The 18,803-nt window shown below is 56.1% G+C and carries 7 protein-coding genes; 5 read left to right on the forward strand and 2 right to left on the reverse strand.

Annotated features, from left to right (window positions below; genetic code table 11):
• The first annotated feature begins 16 nt into the window (after window positions 1–16).
• A complete protein-coding gene (locus G6R38_RS19060; RefSeq protein ID WP_166829956.1) occupies window positions 17–1,057 on the forward strand; it encodes a WD40 repeat domain-containing protein in 1,041 nt (346 codons plus the stop codon).
• An 18-nt stretch (window positions 1,058–1,075) separates the two neighbouring features.
• On the opposite strand, the gene G6R38_RS19065 is transcribed toward G6R38_RS19060, so the two are convergent.
• Window positions 1,076–2,773, reverse strand: coding sequence for a cation:proton antiporter domain-containing protein (locus G6R38_RS19065; protein WP_166829976.1), 1,698 nt, complete (start codon window positions 2,771–2,773; stop codon window positions 1,076–1,078).
• A gap of 312 nt (window positions 2,774–3,085) precedes the next feature.
• Between G6R38_RS19065 and G6R38_RS19070 the strand changes: the two genes are divergently transcribed.
• From G6R38_RS19070 to G6R38_RS19085, 4 genes are all read left to right on the forward strand, one after another.
• Complete coding sequence (locus G6R38_RS19070; RefSeq protein WP_166829979.1) at window positions 3,086–4,006, forward strand: DUF6807 family protein; 921 nt, start codon at window positions 3,086–3,088, stop codon at window positions 4,004–4,006.
• A gap of 42 nt (window positions 4,007–4,048) precedes the next feature.
• Window positions 4,049–7,057, forward strand: a complete 3,009-nt coding sequence (locus tag G6R38_RS19075; RefSeq protein WP_166829982.1) for a PSD1 and planctomycete cytochrome C domain-containing protein — start codon at window positions 4,049–4,051, stop codon at window positions 7,055–7,057.
• Window positions 7,054–8,484: a DUF1501 domain-containing protein gene (locus G6R38_RS19080; protein ID WP_166829985.1), complete on the forward strand. Its 1,431-nt coding sequence runs from the start codon at window positions 7,054–7,056 to the stop codon at window positions 8,482–8,484. Before G6R38_RS19075 ends, G6R38_RS19080 begins: the two co-directional genes overlap by 4 nt.
• 405 nt (window positions 8,485–8,889) lie before the next feature.
• Window positions 8,890–17,214, forward strand: a complete 8,325-nt coding sequence (locus G6R38_RS19085; protein ID WP_166829988.1) for a Calx-beta domain-containing protein — start codon at window positions 8,890–8,892, stop codon at window positions 17,212–17,214.
• Between the two features lie 317 nt (window positions 17,215–17,531).
• Here the strand turns inward: G6R38_RS19085 and G6R38_RS19090 are convergent, their stop codons facing one another.
• A complete protein-coding gene (locus tag G6R38_RS19090; RefSeq protein WP_166829991.1) occupies window positions 17,532–18,557 on the reverse strand; it encodes a PIN/TRAM domain-containing protein in 1,026 nt (341 codons plus the stop codon).
• Between the last annotated feature and the right edge of the window lie 246 nt (window positions 18,558–18,803).

Below are 18,803 nucleotides of genomic sequence, written 5' to 3' on the forward strand. Positions count from 1 at the left end.
TTTGGGGTGTCACATTATGACGAATCAACCCGCCATCGCTCAGTCGCGACCTGCAATCGCCGAGCCATCTGTGCGTCCCAAGCAAACTCGTGAACTGCAATCGTTCAAGCATGATCGTCCGCTGACGACTTGCCGAGTTGACTCGCAAGCCCGATTCGCATTCGCGGGTGCGGAAGATTTCTTCGTGCACCGTTGGAACCTGCAAACCGGCGAGAAAACCACACTGGAAGGGCCGCAAAGTTGGGTGCGGTGTATCGACATCTCACCGGACGATGAAACCATCGTCGCGGCCGACTGGCGAGGGCGGCTGTGTTGGTGGCGAACATCCGACGCAAGCACGAAACCGATCCGCACGGTGCAAGCCCATCAGGGGTCGTGTCGCTGGGTGCGGTTCAGTCCTGACGGCAGCCAACTCATCACGTGTGGCAACGACTTGCTAATCAAACTTTGGCAGGCTGACGGCACGCCCATCGCGGAGTTTGCCGGTCATGAGCGGTATCCGTATGCGGTCGTGTTTCATCCACAACGCGCGGAACTCGCGTCTCAAGACCTGCTCGGCAACGTGAAGATTTGGGACATCGAAAAACACGCCGAGAAAAAAACGATTCCGGTGAAGGTGATGACCGGCTATGACAAAGTCTTTGCCGCCGACATGGGGGGCCCACGTGACCTGCAATTCGATCCTGCCGGCGAGCGTCTTTTGTGTACCGGCATCACGAATGTGAAGAACGCGTTTGCTGGAGTTCAAGACCCCATTCTCGTTAGTCTCGACCTGAACACCGACGAACTTAAACCGATGAAAGTCGCCAAGAACTTTCAGGGAATCGCCTGGGGCGGACGATTTCACCCCGCCGGTTTCGTGATGGGCTGCGGAGCGAACCGCACTGGCAAAGGAGCGATTTGGTACTGGGAAGTTGGTCAAGATCAGCCGTTTCACACGCATGATCTCAAGTCTGCCGCCCGCGGAATGGATCTCACGCAACACCACCAAACCGCCGTCATTGCACACGCCGATGGCTCCCTGAAAACGTACTCACTCGTTCCCAAGACCGCCTGAAGTTGATCGAATTCCGGTTCAATGTCCGGAATTCTCATTGCGGCCAGAGCTGTCGGAAAGGTGGCGTTTCGCGAATCGCACGACGTCGCGACGTTCAATCAACCCGACGAGTGTCGGAACGTCTACTGAAGCAACCACGAGAATGACACCATCAGGGTTCTTCTCGAATGCACGCAGGGCATCGTCGATCGACTGTTCCGGCAACAACTGCGAACGCGGGGGAATGCACAAGTCCTCTGCTCGCACCAATGAAGCGACTGCGGGATCGAACAGGTTCGAGCGAATATCCCGATAACGAATTGTCCCGACGACATCGCAATCGTTGTTCACCACAGGGTAAACGAGATCCCGGCTATGCTCGATAAAATCGAGCACTTGCAGAAAATCGGCCGATGAAGGAATCGACTTGACGTTCTGCCGCATCAAGTCGTGAACCTTCAATTCGCCTTGCTGACGCTTCGCGAGTGGGTCTTGCCCCAGGGAACGCCGGAAATGCCGGATCAAATTGGTCATCGACTCCCGCCAGCTGGGTCGGTCTGGATGCACCAAATGAGCGACCGGAACTTCCCCGGCCCGCACGATCGCCCAGCGTGTCAACAACGGACCGACGACTTCGAAGAACACCACGGTTCCCACAACAATCGTCTTCAAATGATCGCCGAGTTCGGGATCACGAGCGGCGGCAACTTGAACTAATCCAATCGCGGCACCGGCTTGCGCGATGAGCGTGGCTCCCAGCCAATTTTGCACCGACTGCGGTTCGCCCCGCATCCAGGCCACCGCCCGCACGCCGAGATATTTGCCAAGACATCGCATCACGATGTAGGTGGCTCCAATCGCGCCGACCGCTTTGAGAGCCATCAGGTTCAGTTCCGCACCGGCGGACACAAAGAACAACACATAGAGCAAGGACGAAATCGGCGACAATCCCGCGACAATTTCTTTGGCTCGCGGCGACGTATTGGCCAATGAAACGCCCATCGCCAGGAAGGCCAACAGGTAGGGCATGCCGGTTTTCTCGCAAAGCCCCAGCAGCAACAACGCCGCCGCGAATACGGCCAGATTCCGTTTTCGCTCGGCCACCCGAGTCTCGGCCAAACTGACCACGATCCCTGCCACAGTTCCCAGCGTGACCGAACCAACCAAGTCGATCGCGAGCCATTGCAGTCGACTGCCCATATCGACATTTCCACGACCGCCAATCATGTTCGCCGCCACGAACAGAACTTCAAACGCCACAATCGCAACGAAGTTATTCAACGCAACCAGCAAATACGTGTAGGCTGTTACGGGGCCGTCGGAGTCGTAGTCTTGCAGGACGACAATGGTGGTCGCTGGAGCGGTTGCCAACGCCAACCCACCGAGCAGCAGAGCCGCTTCGGGCGATTCGCCGATGAGATACGTCCCTAGCGCGACCAGTCCAAAAGTACAAACGATCTCGCCCAATGAAAGCGGCACGGCGGCCTTCATGATGCGTCGAAAGGACACCAGGGTGAAGCGACTGCCAATTTGCATCAACACAATGGCCAATGCCAAATTCAGCACCGGTTCTAATTCGTGCAAATGCTCGTGGGGAATCCAATCAAGTGCGGATGGCCCAAGCAATAGGCCCATGACGATAAACAGCGTGACCCTTGGAGTTCCAATCCAACCGGCAATCACTCCACCGATCAAACCGGCCGTCAAGAGTATGCCGAGGCTAATTGTCAGTAGCAACGCGTTTCCCTCCGCAATTGACTCAGGTGTATCGTTTGGTCACTACGCTGAGCACAAAACATCGGTTGTAGAGCGTCTACGTGGAACTCAAGTGTTCCAGGGGGAAACAGTTTACGGTTTCCCCGTCACTTCTCCTAGCCTTTCCGAAAGCATCCCACAAATTATCAGAAGTTGATTTCTGAACGTCCGCGGTCGTACGTCTTCACGCGACGCGTCCGCCTGGATAATTTGAGTGACACCCGTTACGGTTTGTGGTTCCAATTGTGGTTCAAACGCCATTTTTCATCCTCAAGTCTCCACGGAGTTATTCCTGTGTACCGTCAACTTACGTTTTTCGCCGCCAGCCTTGTGTGCTGTGTGCTGACCGCTCGGTTTGCCCATGCCGACGACGCTTACAAAGTCGTTGTGGAAGATGGAAAACACGCCGACATTGTGGGTCCGAATGGTAACCCCCTGGTGCGGTACGTGTTCGTCCGTGATACCTCAAGTCCCGAACGCACGTTCGACACCGCCAAGGTCTTCGCCCACGTGATGGCTCCCGGCGGAGACGAAACTATCACCAAGGGACCGGGCGGAAAATTCCCGCATCACCGCGGAATCTTCATCGGTTGGAACCGCATCGATCATGGCGGCAAACGGCACGACTTGTGGCACGTTCGCAATACCGAACAAAAGCATCAGGACTTTGTGACCACCCAAGGTGACGAAGACGGCGGAACCATCACCAGCAAGATCGACTGGATCGGCACCGATGGCAAACCGCTGATCAAAGAACAACGAACTTATCAGGTAGTTCACTCGCCCGAGGCGTACGCCGTGATTGATTTCGTCAGTAATCTCACCGCTGTGAATGGCGACTCGACACTCGACGGCGACCCCGAACACGCCGGCGTGCAGTTCCGCCCGTCGCAGAAAGTCGCCGACAACAAATCGGCCAAGTACACGTTCCACGAAGATGACATCGACCCCAAGAAGCACAAGGATCTCCCGTGGGTCGCATGTACGTTTCGCATTGGCGATCAAACCTGGACGGTTCAACACATGAACCATCCATCGAATCCCAAAGGTGCAATTTGGTCGGCGTACCGGGATTACGGCCGTTTTGGTCCTTTCCCGAAATTCAAAATTGCTGATGGCGACACTAAAACGCTGAAATTCCGATTCCGCGTAACAAAGGGTGAAGCCCCGTCACGATCGGAATTGGCCAAGCAGTACGAAGACTTCGCGAAGTAACACCGGATTGCTGTCGATGCCGATCATGCTCATAATGGGAGCATGATCCACAACCGCATTCCGACGACAATTGCTTTCTTTCTCGGCTTTTCGGTTTCCGTCCTAAGTGGGGCGGAGACCCCTTCTTTCAATGCCGATGTTCGTCCGCTGTTGGCAGCGAAGTGTTTCGCGTGTCATGGTCCCGATGAAGAAGCCCGCGAGGCCGACTTGCGATTGGACCTGCGGGATCATGCGGTCGCCGCAGGTGCGATCACCCCGCATCAACCCGACGCGAGTGAACTTCTTGACCGCATCAATTCGGACGATGAATTCCTGCGGATGCCGCCGCCCGAAGCTGGCGAACCGCTGACCGTCAAAGAGCGAAACATTCTTCGCGAGTGGATCGCCTCCGGTGCCAAGTACGAGCAACATTGGGCTTTCGTTCCGCCGGTCCGACCTGATGTTCCGGAGATCGACAATCCCCGTTGGCAGGCGTGGTCACGCAATCCAATCGACCGATTCGTACTCAACCGGTTATTGACGAACGAACTTTCGCCATCGCCTGCAGCTGATCGCTACACGCTCGTGCGACGGGTGTATCTTGATTTGATCGGTCTTCCCCCAACACCGGCCGAAGCGGATGCGTTCGTGAACGACGCCGATCCGTCCGCGTATGAGCGACTCGTGGACCGATTGCTCGCTTCGCCAAGATACGGTGAGCACTGGACGCGTCCCTGGTTGGATTTGGCGCGATACGCCGACACGAACGGATACGAAAAAGACCGCCCACGTTCGGTTTGGCCTTATCGGAATTGGGTCATCGAGGCTCTCAACGCCGATAAGCCGTTCGATCAGTTTACGATCGAACAACTCGCCGGTGACATGCTACAAAACCCAACGACCGACCAACGGATCGCCACCGGGTTTCATCGGCAAACAATGCTCAACGAGGAAGGCGGGATCGATCCGTTGGAGTTTCGGTTCTATGCAATGGTCGATCGTGTGGCGACCACGGGAACCGTGTGGATGGGACTGACGCTCGGGTGTGCTCAGTGTCACACCCACAAATACGATCCCATCACTCACACCGATTACTACCGTTTCATGGCGTTACTCAACAATGCCGACGAACCCGATCTTGCCGTGCCGATCTCGCGAATTGTCGAACGAAGGCAAACCATTCAGAACCGCATCGACAAGTTGGAATCGAAACTGGCAACGGAATTTCCCTCTGAAAAAATGAGTCTGCAACAGGCTCTCGAAACATGGATAGAACAAGAACGTCAAACCGCGACCGATTGGACCGTGCTTCTACCGAGTTCCATGCGGACAAATCTGCCGAAGCTTGAACAACTCGACGATGGTTCCATTCTCTCAACCGGTGATATCACCAAACGGGATGTGTTCCAGTTGGCGTTCGATCTCAAAGGTTTTGACCAACCGATCATCGCATTGCGTTTGGAGGTCTTGCCGGACGAGCGACTGCCGGCTCGAGGTCCTGGTCGGGCGTATTACGAAGGCCGCAAGGGCGATTTCTTTCTCAGTGAAGTGACGGCTCAAAGCGATGGCCAACCGATTGCGTTCGGTTCCGCGTCGCATAGTTATGGCAAGATCAGTGTCGGCAGCGGATCGGCGGATGCGGCGAACGTCATCGACGGCGAAGGCTCAACTGGATGGTCAACCTCCGGCGGTGAAGGGGAACCGCATCAACTGGTGCTGATTTTCGAGGAACCATGGAATCCCAGCGGAACACTCGAAATCCAAATGCTCTTTGAACGCCATTTCGCCGCGAGTCTGGGACGATTTCGAATCTCCGCCACCACCGACACTCACGATGTCCAAGCCAAAACGCTGCCCGTTGATGTCGAGCGAATTCTAGCCAACGATCCAACGACTTGGACGGTTCACGACCGTCAAATGCTTCGTCAACAATTTCTTCGCGAAACACCACTCCTGGCAGACGCTCGCAAACCAATTGATACTTTGCGAAAGCAGTTGCCGGATTTGCCGGTCACGCTCGTGATGCAAGAACGCGATCCCGAAAATCCACGCGCAACGCATCGGCATCATCGTGGAGAATATCTCTCGCCCCGTGAACCGGTCTCGCCGGGCGTGCCGAGCATCTTTGCAGAGAACTCCGGCAATCAGCCGAATGACCGATTGTCGCTGGCCCGATGGTTGGTCAGCGATCGCAACCCATTGGCATCACGGGTGACGGTCAATCGTGATTGGCGGGAGTTTTTCGGTGCGGGTTTGATGCGAACCAACGGCGACTTCGGCACACAATCCGAACCGCCAACTCACCCGGAATTGCTCGATTGGTTGGCTCGCGAGTTTGTCGATGGGGGATGGTCCCGCAAGCGGTTGCATCGGTTGATCGTCACCAGTGCGACGTATCGGCAGGCGTCCGAACTCACCCGCGAAATGCAGGAACGCGATCCTGGCAATCGTCTGCTCGCTCGTGGTCCGCGATTCCGTGTGCGAGCGGAAACGGTTCGTGACATCATGTTGCAAGCCAGCGGGAGGTTGTCATCGAAGATGGGCGGCCCAAGCGTGTACCCACCGCAACCGAACAGCGTGACGGCTTTAGCGTATGGAAATACCAGTTGGACACCGTCACAGGGCGATGATCGTTATCGACGTTCGCTGTACACGTTCCTCAAACGAACCGCTCCGTTCGCGGCGAATGCGGTCTTCGATGCCCCGTCCGGGGAAACGTGTCTTGCTCGACGCGACCGCAGCAACACGCCGTTGCAAGCTCTCACGTTACTGAATGACGAGATGTTCCTCGAACTTTCTCGGGCACTTGGGCGTGAGGTTGTTCGCACTCATCCGCAGTCGCCACATGACGCCGCGACACGAATCTTTCGACGGCTCCTCACACGACCGCCAACGGATGCGGAATTGCAATTGTTGCTCGACTATTACGCCCAGCAATTGGCACGGCTGCAGCGAGGTGAACTCGATGCCGCCAGTATCGCAGCCGATCCCCAAGCCACGCCAGAAATCGCAGCATGGATGATGGTGGCCCGAGCCGTTATGAATCTCGATGAGGTGATTACAAAGTCATGAGTCCAACGCTTTCCGAACTTCAGAAAACTCTTGACCGTCGGCACTTTCTAAGCAATTGCGGCGTGGGTATTGGCCAACTCGCGCTGGCGTCGTTGATGGCAAACTCCACGACCGCCGGCCCGACAAATGCCAAACCACCGCACTTCGCCCCGAAAGCGAAACGAGTGATCTACTTGTTTATGGTGGGGGCTCCCAGTCAATTGGAGTTGTTCGACCACAAACCGAAGTTGGCCGAGTTGGAAGGGCAACCGATTCCGCCGTCCGTGATCGAAGGACAACGCTACGCCTTCATTCAACCAGACGCCGCCGTGCTCGGACCACGATTCCAATTCGCGAAACACGGTGAATCGGGCGCGGAACTCTCGGAAATGTTGCCGCATTTGGCGACGGTGGTGGATCGCATTGCGTTCGTGAAGTCCGTGCACACCGATTTGTTCAATCACGCGCCGGCTCAACTATTTGTGAACACCGGCAGCGGAATTCCCGGTCGGCCGGCGATGGGTTCGTGGCTGAGTTACGGACTCGGTAGCGAGACTGAGAATCTGCCCGCGTTTGTAGTGCTCAAGGGTGGCGGCACTGTGAGTGGGGGAGCTGCATTGTGGAGCAACGGGTTTCTGCCGGGCGTTCACGCGGGTGTTCCGTTTCGCAGCCAAGGCGATCCGATTTTGCACATCTCCACCCCCAATGGATACGACCGAAAAGCCCAGCGAGACACACTCGACCTTGTCGGAAAGCTGAATCAAACGCAACTCGATGCGGTCGGCGATCCAGAAATCCGAACCCGCATCAACGCCTACGAAATGGCGTTCCGTATGCAGACCGAAGCCCCGGATCTCGTCGATTTCACTCAAGAAACACAAGCCACGCTCAACGAATACGGTGCGAACCCGACGGACGGCAAAGCAGCGTACGCAAACAATTGCCTGCTCGCTCGTCGATTGGTGGAACGGGGCGTTCGATTTGTGCAGGTATACCACGGGGGGTGGGATCATCACAGCAACGTGGAGGGCGGTGTCCGCAGGCAGGCTCAACAAACCGATCAAGCCTCGGCGGCACTCATTCGCGACCTCGATCGACGTGGGTTGTTAGAGGACACGCTTGTCGTGTGGGGCGGCGAATTTGGACGCACGCCGATGGTCGAAGCCTCCGCCGCTCTCGGACGCAAACAGGGACGCGATCACCACCCGCAAGCGTTCACGATGTGGTTCGCTGGTGGCGGTGTGAAACCAGGAATCACAATCGGCCGAACCGACGAACTCGGTTTTCACCCCGTCGAACGTCCCGTCCACATGCACGATGTGCAAGCCACGATTCTTCAACTCCTTGGCCTCAATCACGAGAATCTGACCTTCCGTTCTCGCGGTCTCGACTTCCGTCTCACCGGCGTGGAGAAACACCACCCGGTCAGCGAGCTAATTGATCGCTAATCTGTCACTCCCATTCCAGGGCAGTTGATGCTCATTCCATTCCGAGCACACCGGTTTCAAGGATTGTACCAATCGGGGTACTAATCCTTACGGATTTTGATCCGAAAGCCCCATCAACCCCGACCAACATGTTGAAAAAAAACAACAATTTCAAAGGCTGCCGCAACATCCATTCGATGAGATATTCCGTATCTCATGTAAACACTGGAACTTAAGTCCACCACCCCCGGACGACAACCCTATTTGATACTAAAACATATGTCCCCTGGATTCTGCTTGCAAAGAGTTGTAACGCCTGTATAAGGTAGACCCTAACTCTCTCTTCTTTTCGCGAAATTATCCATTTTCTCTTGCGAGTTCGAGATTTTTTCGTCTCAGCGTCTCTTTCTGCACACAGGTGGCTTCGTGTATTTGCGTCATTGGCTCGAGCAGCTCGCCCAATCTAGCTTCGGTCGCGTGCATCGTCTTCGTCAGAGTTCACAACGATTAATTCGTCGCCACCCGGTTTCGAATTCGCTGCCCAACGCGGTTGAGGTCTTTGAAGACCGCACATTGCTATCGGCTGTTGCGGTTGGTTCGTTTGAGGGTTCGCTGAACGGTGAAGTCGCGGCCCCGTTGGAGCAAACGGCCTCGAACAACGACATCCAATTGGAGTTCACCGAAGACACGGGTTGGGGCGAGCATCACTACGTGTCTTCCAACTTCGGGTCCGATCCATTTTCCGGGATCGACGTGAATGCGCTCATCGGAGCCGACACGTTCTACGACGCTGGTTTCACGGGCAGCAACGCGATTGTCGCCAACGTCGAGGCCGGTCATGTTTGGAACCAGCATGAGACACTTGGCGGCGTGACCACGTTGGTCCAAGAAACGAACAATGCCGGTCCGCAGACGGGTGATGTCGACAAGCACGCGACTTGGGCGGGTCAGCTGATCGCTGGGGAATCGTTCGACCTGTCCGATGGTCGGGAATATCAACGCGGCGTCGCCTACGGAGCGGAAATGTTCTCGGGTTCGATCGCAACCCAATGGAACGGCAGCCCATATTCCTTGAGTTTCTCGTTCAATACCAGCACGTTCATCGCCCCTTATCGGGATTTCATGGTGACCGGTGCCGGCCCGTTGAACCAAACGGTCGACGTCATCAACAGTAGCTGGGGAAACAGCGACACGACCGGCGCGGCTTTCGGCACGTTCTCGCGAGGGATCGATGCACTCGTCAACCAATCCGGCAAGACCGTGGTCTTCTCGGCCGGCAACAGTGGACCGGGAGCGAACACCGTTGGCGGGCCAGCGGCTGGTTACAATGTCATCTCAGTCGGTGCATTGGGATCGGATACCGACAATCCGCCGTATCAAACGGTGAGCAGTTTCAGCAGTCGCGGCGCGAATGACCTGTTCATTCCGAATGATCCAACCTCGCAAAGCGGTACGACGCTTTCCGAAGTGCGGTCGACAGTCGACATCGTTGCTCCCGGTCAGAACATCACCGCGGCTTTGTACGGCGGTGCAACGGGTGGCAACATTGGCGGTACCGACAATCCGCAGTCGAATTTCTATTCCTTCAATATCGCCGGAACGAGTTTCGCCGCCCCCACAGTTGCCGGTGGGGCAACGCTGATTGCCGACGCTGCCCGCACGGTCCTGGGCACCTCGACGAACGCCCTCGATGGGCGAGTCAACAAAGCCATTCTGCTGAACTCGGCCGACAAAATCCCAGGTTGGGACAACGCACAATCCGATGTGAATGGCGTAATCACCACCACGCAGTCGCTCGACCTCGACAGCGGGGCCGGTGCGATGAACCTGACAACCGCCTTCGATCAATTGCTCCTTGGAACCACGGACCTCCCGGGGTTGGGTGGTGGAACGGTCGACGTCATCGGTTGGGACTACGGTGCCGTCGGCCAAGCGGCGAGTACCGATTACATCATCGGCGATTTTCTGGAAGGCGGCACGGAATTCACCGCGACCCTGTCTTGGTTTGTCGATCGCAGCATCAACTTGGGCAACAACTCCTCTACGGAAGATAGTTTCGACGATTTGGACCTCGAAGTTTGGGAAGTCGTCAACGGCACACCCACAACGAAGGTTGCCGAGTCCATCAGCGATTACAACACGGTGGAACACCTGAACTTCACCGTGCCCGCGACCGGCCAATACATGATTCGCACGGTCTGGGACGAAGAACACTGGGATTTCGTCGCCGACACCAACACGGAACTGTACGGCTTGGCGTGGTCAGGGACGGCGGCGATGATCGTCGACGACCACGGAGACAATGCGATCGAAGCCTCCTCTGTCAACGCAGCTACGACGACTGCGGGAGAGCTCGAAATCTCCGGTGACCAAGACTACTTCAGCTTCAACGCTCAAGCTGGTACCGAATACACATTGAGCACGACTCTGCTCACGTTGCCCGACTCGACGCTCACCCTTTACGACACCGACGGCGTCACGGAACTTGAATTCGACGACGATGGCGGCACAGGTCTGGCATCGGAAATTGTCTGGACGGCTCCAGCCGACGGCATTTACTTCGCTGCTGTTCAAGCTGAAGATAATGTGTCTACAGGAACGTTTGAGTTCAATCTCGATGCCGTCACCAACCTGTCCGGTGTGGTTTGGGACGACGTCAACGGCGACGGTGTGTTCGATGCCGACGAGAACCCACTGATTGGATGGGAAGTTTATCTCGATACCAACGACAACGGTGTGTTGGATGGGGGAGAACAAACACAAACCACCCTCAGTGACGGATCATACATCTTCACCGATCTTCCCTCGGACACCTACACCGTTCGAACCGTTCTGCAAGCCGGATACGAACGCACTTCACCCGTCAGTACCAGTCCTGTCAGCACCGTCGTGTGGGAGCCGTTAGGACCAGGGCCGTCACTGTTTGGTCAAGTCGAGAACATCGCGGGAGGTGATGCGGTCGTGGGAGCAATTCACACGGCTGCGGCTCATCCAACCAATCCCGACATCCTTTATATCGGCAGCACCAACGGCGGGATTTGGCGAACCACCAATGCAACCGATCCGTCACCGGACTGGACACCACTAATCGACGACCAGGAATCGTTGTCGATCGGTGCGTTGGAATTTGATCCAACCGATCCCACGGGGAATACGCTTGTTGCCGGGATTGGCCGTTTCAGCAGTTTCGGTCGAATCGGTGGTGAACGAACCGGCCTGCTGCGGACAACCGATGGCGGCGACACCTGGACGAGTTTGGACGGCGGAGGCCTACTCGACGGAAAGAACATTTCCGGCGTGGCGGCGAGAGGAAACACGATCGTCGTTTCCGTGAATGTGGCAGACGCCTTCACCTTTGGCAACGTTGGCATTTTCCGTAGTGTCGATGGCGGTGCCACGTTCACACAGATTGCCGTCGGCGACGGGTCCGGAACCGGATTGCCCGGCGGCGTCTCGTACGATCTGGCCGCCGACCCAACCGACTACTCAGTCCTTTACACCAGCGTTGCATTCTCGGGTATCGTGAGTGGGCAGGTCGGCGTTTACAGGTCCACAGATACTGGAGCGACTTGGACAAAAGTCAGTAACTCCACGATGGACGCACTCATCGAAGACGGTTCCAACGGAACGGGAACCAGCAACCTGGAAATCGCCGTTGGAAACAGTGGCGAAGTCTATGCGGCGATCATCAATACCGGCGATCTCGCAGGTTTCTTCCGGTCGGGTGATGGTGGAAGTACCTGGGTCGCCATGGACATCCCTTCGACCAACGAAAACGGAACCGATGTCGGCCTGAATCCACGGGGCATCAAAGGTCCCGATGCCAGTGCGGCTCCCTCGGAAATTGCCGGCGGCCAAGGCAGCATTCACTTCTCTTTGCGACCCGACCCAACGGATTCCAACATCGTGTATGCCGGTGGGGACCGACAACCCCGCACATTCGGTGATGCCGGCACGTTCCCGAATTCGATCGGTGCCACAGACTTCACCGGCCGACTTTTCCGTGGAGATTTCAGCCAACCCTCGGGAAGTCAATGGGTGCACTTGACCCACTCCAACACGTTGGGCGCCGCTGGCGGTGGTACCGCGAGCAGCAGCGCTCCGCACGCGGACTCGCGGGAAATCGTCTTTTCGGCCAATGGTGATTTGATCGAAGTCGATGACGGCGGCGTTTATCGTCGCACGGATCCCCGGTCGAACACCGGCGATTGGTTCTCACTCAATGGCAACTTGCAGGTGACCGAAGCCCACGACGTCGCTTGGGACAGCGTGTCGGACATCGCCATGACCGGCAACCAAGACACCGGCACCACCCAACAAGAATCGACCGGCTCATTCACCTGGGTTAGTGTTTCGACCGCCGACGGTGGTGATGTCGCCATCGACGATACAAGTACCCCCGGACGATCGTTCCGCTATTCCAGTTTCCAAAACTTGGGTGCCTTCCGCCGTCGTGAATACGATGCGAACAACAACCTCCTTGACGAAACCTTCCTGCCGGGCATCAGTGATGTGCAATTCGTCACACCGGTTGTGCTGAACGCGGTGGATGCGACGCGACTGGTCATTGGTGGTTCTGGAACCATCTACGAATCTTTGAATCAAGGAAGCTCCAATACGGCCGTTCCTGGCAGTACCGGAGTGAACGCTTTCGATGGAAAACCGTTGGTCTACGGTCATATCACCAATCCCGATTTGATCGTCGCGGGTGACGGCAGCACTGTGAGTATTCGCACAGGAGCTCCGGGTTCCTCGATGGCAACCACGACAACCGCGTTCCCCGGTGGCACTGTCCGTGACATCGTGCTCGATCCGACCATTGCCAACACATTCTTCGTCGCCGACTCCGATCAGGTCTTCATGACGACCGATCTCGGTGGCAATTGGACCGAGGTCACCGGTAACTTGGCAGGAATCTCGGGGGTCGATTTCCACGATGTGGAATACATCGAAGGCCCCGCGACTGACCTGCTGGTTGTCGGAACCGGGGAAGGCGTTTTTTACAGCACCGCCATCACCGGCTTTACGGTTTGGTCGGAACTGTCAACCGATCTGCCGACCGTTGACGTCTTCGATATGGAATATGACGCAGCGGACGACGTGCTTGTGGTCGGGACGCTCGGGCGGGGAGCTTGGATCCTCCGAAACGTCTCCACCACATTCGGCGTCAGCACGAAGACTCCTGAAGATGGTTTCTGGACCGTTGATCTCGTCGACGGGAACTCAATAGCCGAAGTCGATTTTGGCAGCCGCCTGATTGAACTCCCGGAAATCACGATCACCGTGTCTCCCGACAGTGTCCTTGAAGACGGTGTGACCAATCTGGAGTACACCTTCACGCGGTCCGGTGTGAACACGCAACCGCTGACCATTGATTTCAGTGTCGGTGGGGATGCCGTATTCGGCAACGATTACACGCAGACCGGAGCAGCCACCTTCGCAGACAGCCTAGGATCGGTGACCTTTGCGGCTGGCGTCTCCACGGTGACAGTGACGATCGACCCGACCGCCGAACTCGCTGTCGAGTCGAACGAAGATGTGGTGCTGACGCTTCTGCCGGGAACGAACTATACGGTCGCAACCCCGAGTGCAGCGACCGGAACGATCGAGAACGACGATACCGCCACCATCACGATCACGGAACTCAATGCCGACCGCGATGAACGCAATAGTGGCATCACCAGTTACACATTCAGCGTGACCCTCGATGGCGAAGTGGAGGGTGGGTTCGATCTTGCGTACAGCACCCAAGACGATTCCGCCACCGTCGCCGACCAAGATTACGTCGCCCAAACCGGCACATTGAACTTTGCAGGAACGGCGAATGAGTCGCAGACGCTTAGCGTCCTTGTGCGGGGCGATACCGATGTGGAAACCGATGAAGTTTTCCAGGTCATCCTTGGGGCCATCAGCGGTTTGAACCCTGGGTTTGATCCCGCGGATATCAGCATTGCCAACGGAGGAATGGCCGAAGGCACGATCGTCAACGACGACTCTGCCACTCTGTCGTTCGCGGCGGTTTCGGCATCAAAAGATGAAGGGGATGCCGACACCACCGAGTTCACGTTCGAAGTCACTCTTGAGCAGGCCGTCAATGGCGGGTTCAATGTGGCTTACACCACCGACGACGGAACCGCCACCATCGCGGACGGCGACTACGTTGACAACGATGGCACGTTGACCTTCGTTGGGAACGAAGGCGAGGTGCAGACGATCACGGTGGAAGTCAACGGAGACTTGACGGTCGAAGCGGATGAGATGTTCCAAGTTGCATTGGGCATGCTCAGCGGATTCAGTGGCGGTATTTCGGCCAACAGCGTCGTCGTCGTGGATGGTACGCAGACCGGGACGATTCTCAATGACGATATTGGCCGACTCACGATCGACGACATCAGCCAGAACGAAGATGACGGCCCGATGACGTTCACCGTCTCGCTCGATCGGTTCGCCGACCAAGATGTGACCGTCCGATATGCCACGTTCTTCGGAACTGCGGATACCGACGACTTCACAACCGCCAATGGCAGCGTGACGATTGCCGCCGGCTCGAACTCGGCAACGTTCGATATTGGAATCACCGCCGACACGATCGTGGAACTCGATCAGGAATTTGAGGTTCAGCTTTCCAATGTGGATGCCGCGGGTCGTGACGTCATTATTGGTGACGGTCGCGGTGTGGGCACGATCGTCAACGATGATGCGGCCTTGATTTCTATCGCCGATGTCGCTGCCAACGAGGATGACGGCACAATCACGTTCACCATCTCGCTGGACCAAGCGGCGGACGCGGATGTGTCCGTGGACTTTGCCACATCCCCCGACACCGCTGATCTGAACGACGTCCCATCGCAATCGGGCACCGCCACGATCGTGGCTGGAGCACTATCGACGATGGTGACGCTCGATCTCACACCGGACCAGGTCGTGGAACTCGACGAGCGGTTTTTCGTCGACCTCTCCAATGCCCAGTCGTCCGGACGAAATGTTTCCATCGGTGATTCGCAAGGAATCGGGACGATTCTCAATGACGACACCGCGAACCTCATCATCGGCGACGCCACACAATTCGAGAACGATCCCAACACGATTTCGTTCTCCGTTTCGTTGAATCGTATCGCGGATGCGGATGTGACGATCGACTTCACGACGCAACCCGATTCCGCCGACAACACCGATTTCACCGCGAGCACGGGAACTGCCACCATTGCGGCAGGTCAGTCTTCGACGACCATTGAAATTGAAATTCTCGATGATGACATTGTCGAATTGCACGAGCAATTCTTTGTGCAACTGTCCAATGTCCAAGCCGACGGACGGGACATAGTGGTGGCCGACAACCAGGGTCTTGGAACCATCGTCAACGACGATACGGCTCGTATTTCGATTGACGATGTTTCCATCTTCGAACGCACTGCGGGCGTTCAGGAACTCAACTTTACCGTCACGTTAGATAAAGCGGTTGATAACGCGGTGTCTGTCGAATTCAGCACAGCCGACAAGTTCGCCGAAGTGGCCGATAACGATTACCAAGCCAGCTCGGGCACGCTGGATTTTGTCGGCCTCGCTGGCGAAACGCAGACGATCACCATCGCAGTGAACAGCGACACGAAGTTCGAAGCCGATGAATCGTTCGTGTTGGATCTTCTGGACGTGCAATCCAACGGGCGATCGGTTGTCATCTCCGACGCACAGGGTGAGGGAACGATCCTGAATGATGATTTACGATCGAACTTGGCAACGTTGCGTTCCAATTCGATCCCGGCGACTTCGATCAATGGAAACGATTTCACCGAGTTCTTCAGCGGAAACTTCGATGGCATCCCCGCGTCGTTGGAAACCGAGGATGACCTGTTCTTCTGGAATCCGACCACCGGAGCCAACCGATTAATCTTCGGCAACGGCACCCTGCAGGACAACCCGTTCCCCGTGTCGGCCCTCAACGGGAACGACTTCACAGAGGTGTTGATCGGCGACTTCGATGAAGACGGCAGCCACGATTTGTTCTTCTGGAATCCGGTCACTGGTCGAAACCGTCTGCTCCACACCACAGTCGCAACGAACGATTTGGGAGCCGGTTTCGAAACGAATGTCATCCCTTCGACCGCCATCAATGGCAACGACTTCACCTCTGCAGTTGTCGGAAACTTTGACGGCGGCGGACCGGATGATTTGTTCTTCTGGAACCCCGTTACTGGTCGAAACCGTCTTACCCACTTCGTGACCGAGTCGGTTGGTAGTGACACGGGGCTGATCGGAATTCAAACCAATGTGGTTGATACAACACTGATCAATGCCGATTTTGAATCGTTGCACGTGGGCCAATTCGAAGAAGGTGGCTTGGACGAGATCGTCTTCCTCAACCTCGAGACCGGCAAGAACCGGCGAATTTCCTTTGCCATCGACACACCGGGCCAATCGACCGTCATGGACGGTTTCGTGGACAGCCTCAATGCCCAATCCGGCTTCAACGGTTCCATGTTCCAGTCCGTTGTCGTAGCTGACCTCAATGGTGACGGGTTGGACGATATCTTCCTGTGGAACTCTGTCACCGGTGAGAACCGCACGGCTTTGACGGATATCCGCAAGTCCGCTAGCCCGGTCTTTGTGGACAACGTCTTCCGACCGCAATCGATCAACAACGAGTTCAGCCGTGTGATTCGCTTGGTCGACGATGTCTTCACGGAAGCCGGTGCCGACGACTTGTTCTTCTGGAACCCAACAACCGGATCAAACCGAACCGGCGGCATCTAGAGCGTATTGGGGTGTGCTGCATCCACGACGGAAGCGAAGAAGTCACTGGTTTCTGAGCTTCCAAGTGGCAGCACCCACTACTTGGAAAAGACGACTGATCGAAAGATGAGCCTTCCGTTCACAAGATGGGAGGCTTTGTCGTCTCAGCGATTCCAGCCGTGCGAATGAACGTATCAACCGCAAGCTGTAGAACCAGATCGGCGACCCCTGAGTGAATCGGCCATTGAGACCAGATTTGAGGCCATTGTATCTGCAATGGACGCGAAGAAGCTGTGGTTTCTATTGAGCCGCTCCGCTGCGATCAACAGTCAACAGTTCTAACTGTGATCGACGGAGTGAACTTGGCGACCGAAGATCATGCGGCCAGCACTTGATTGCAGCACGCTGGTGACAATTACACCGATTTCTTTGCCGACCATGTTTGCGGCGTTCTCACAGACGACCATCGTGCCATCGTCGAGATAACCCACGCCTTGCCCCACGGACTCACCTTCCTTGATGACTTTGATCTGCAACCGTTCGCCAGGAATGTAGCGTGGCTTCAACGCGTTGGACAGATCGTTAAGGTTGATCACGTCCACACCTTGCAAGTTGGCGACCTTGTTCAAGTTGTAGTCGTTCGTGACGACCCGGCCACCATTCTGCTTGGAAAGGGCGATCAACCGTTGATCCACTGGTCCGGTGGCGTCACCCGACTCATGTGCGTCCAACATTTTGACATCGACATGCGGGCTGTTTTGCAGCTTGCTCAGAACGTCGAGTCCCCGACGCCCTCGGGTTCGGCGTTGCTTGTCGTTGCTGTCGGCGATTTCCTGAATCTCATGCAGAATGAAATCGGGCACGACCAACTGCGAGTCCAAAATCTTCGTATCCATAACGTCGGCAATGCGGCCGTCGATCAGAGCGGAGGAGTCGAGAATCAGCGGTTTGCCACCTTTGAGTTCGCGAGAGAATTCGACATAAGGAATCACGAACCGGAAGTTGTCGCGAGTTTGCAGCAGCAAGGTCACGCAGACATAGGGAATCATCAAGGTGGCGAGCATTGTTACCAAGCCTTCGGCTCGCGCATCGCCGCCCAACAGCGGTGCCAACGCTTGCATCAACAGCACGCTGAGAATGAAACCAATAATCAACCCGAAATACACCGACGAAATGATCTTGATATCTTTGCGGGGAATCAGCAAATCAATCAGGGTCGCTAGTTGGGTAATTGCGAGCAGCACCAAGAACCAAATGAACGGCCTTGCCGAAATGATCGGGTGGGGCGCGCCTTGGCTGATGTACGTCGCAATCGCTCCGGCACACGCCAGTAGAAAGACGATCCGTACAAACAACAATAACATCGTGTTCACTTGCCTTGAAAAATCGAAGTGTGTCGCCTCAACCGTATGCCCGCTTGAGACTTACTCAAATTAGCGATCATAGAGAGAACGAATCGGATTTGCTAGCGGATGTTGGCTTGCTCCGACGCTGCACTGTAGCCGGAACCAAGCACTCTAAACAAGCGATCCCCAGCCGTTCCGTCAATAAGGGATGTTTCAGAGACGTTCGTCGTTCAACTTTATAACGGAATTAGCGGTTCGCGTTCT

Source organism: Thalassoroseus pseudoceratinae, from assembly GCF_011634775.1.
GTDB lineage: Bacteria > Planctomycetota > Planctomycetia > Planctomycetales > Planctomycetaceae > Thalassoroseus > Thalassoroseus pseudoceratinae.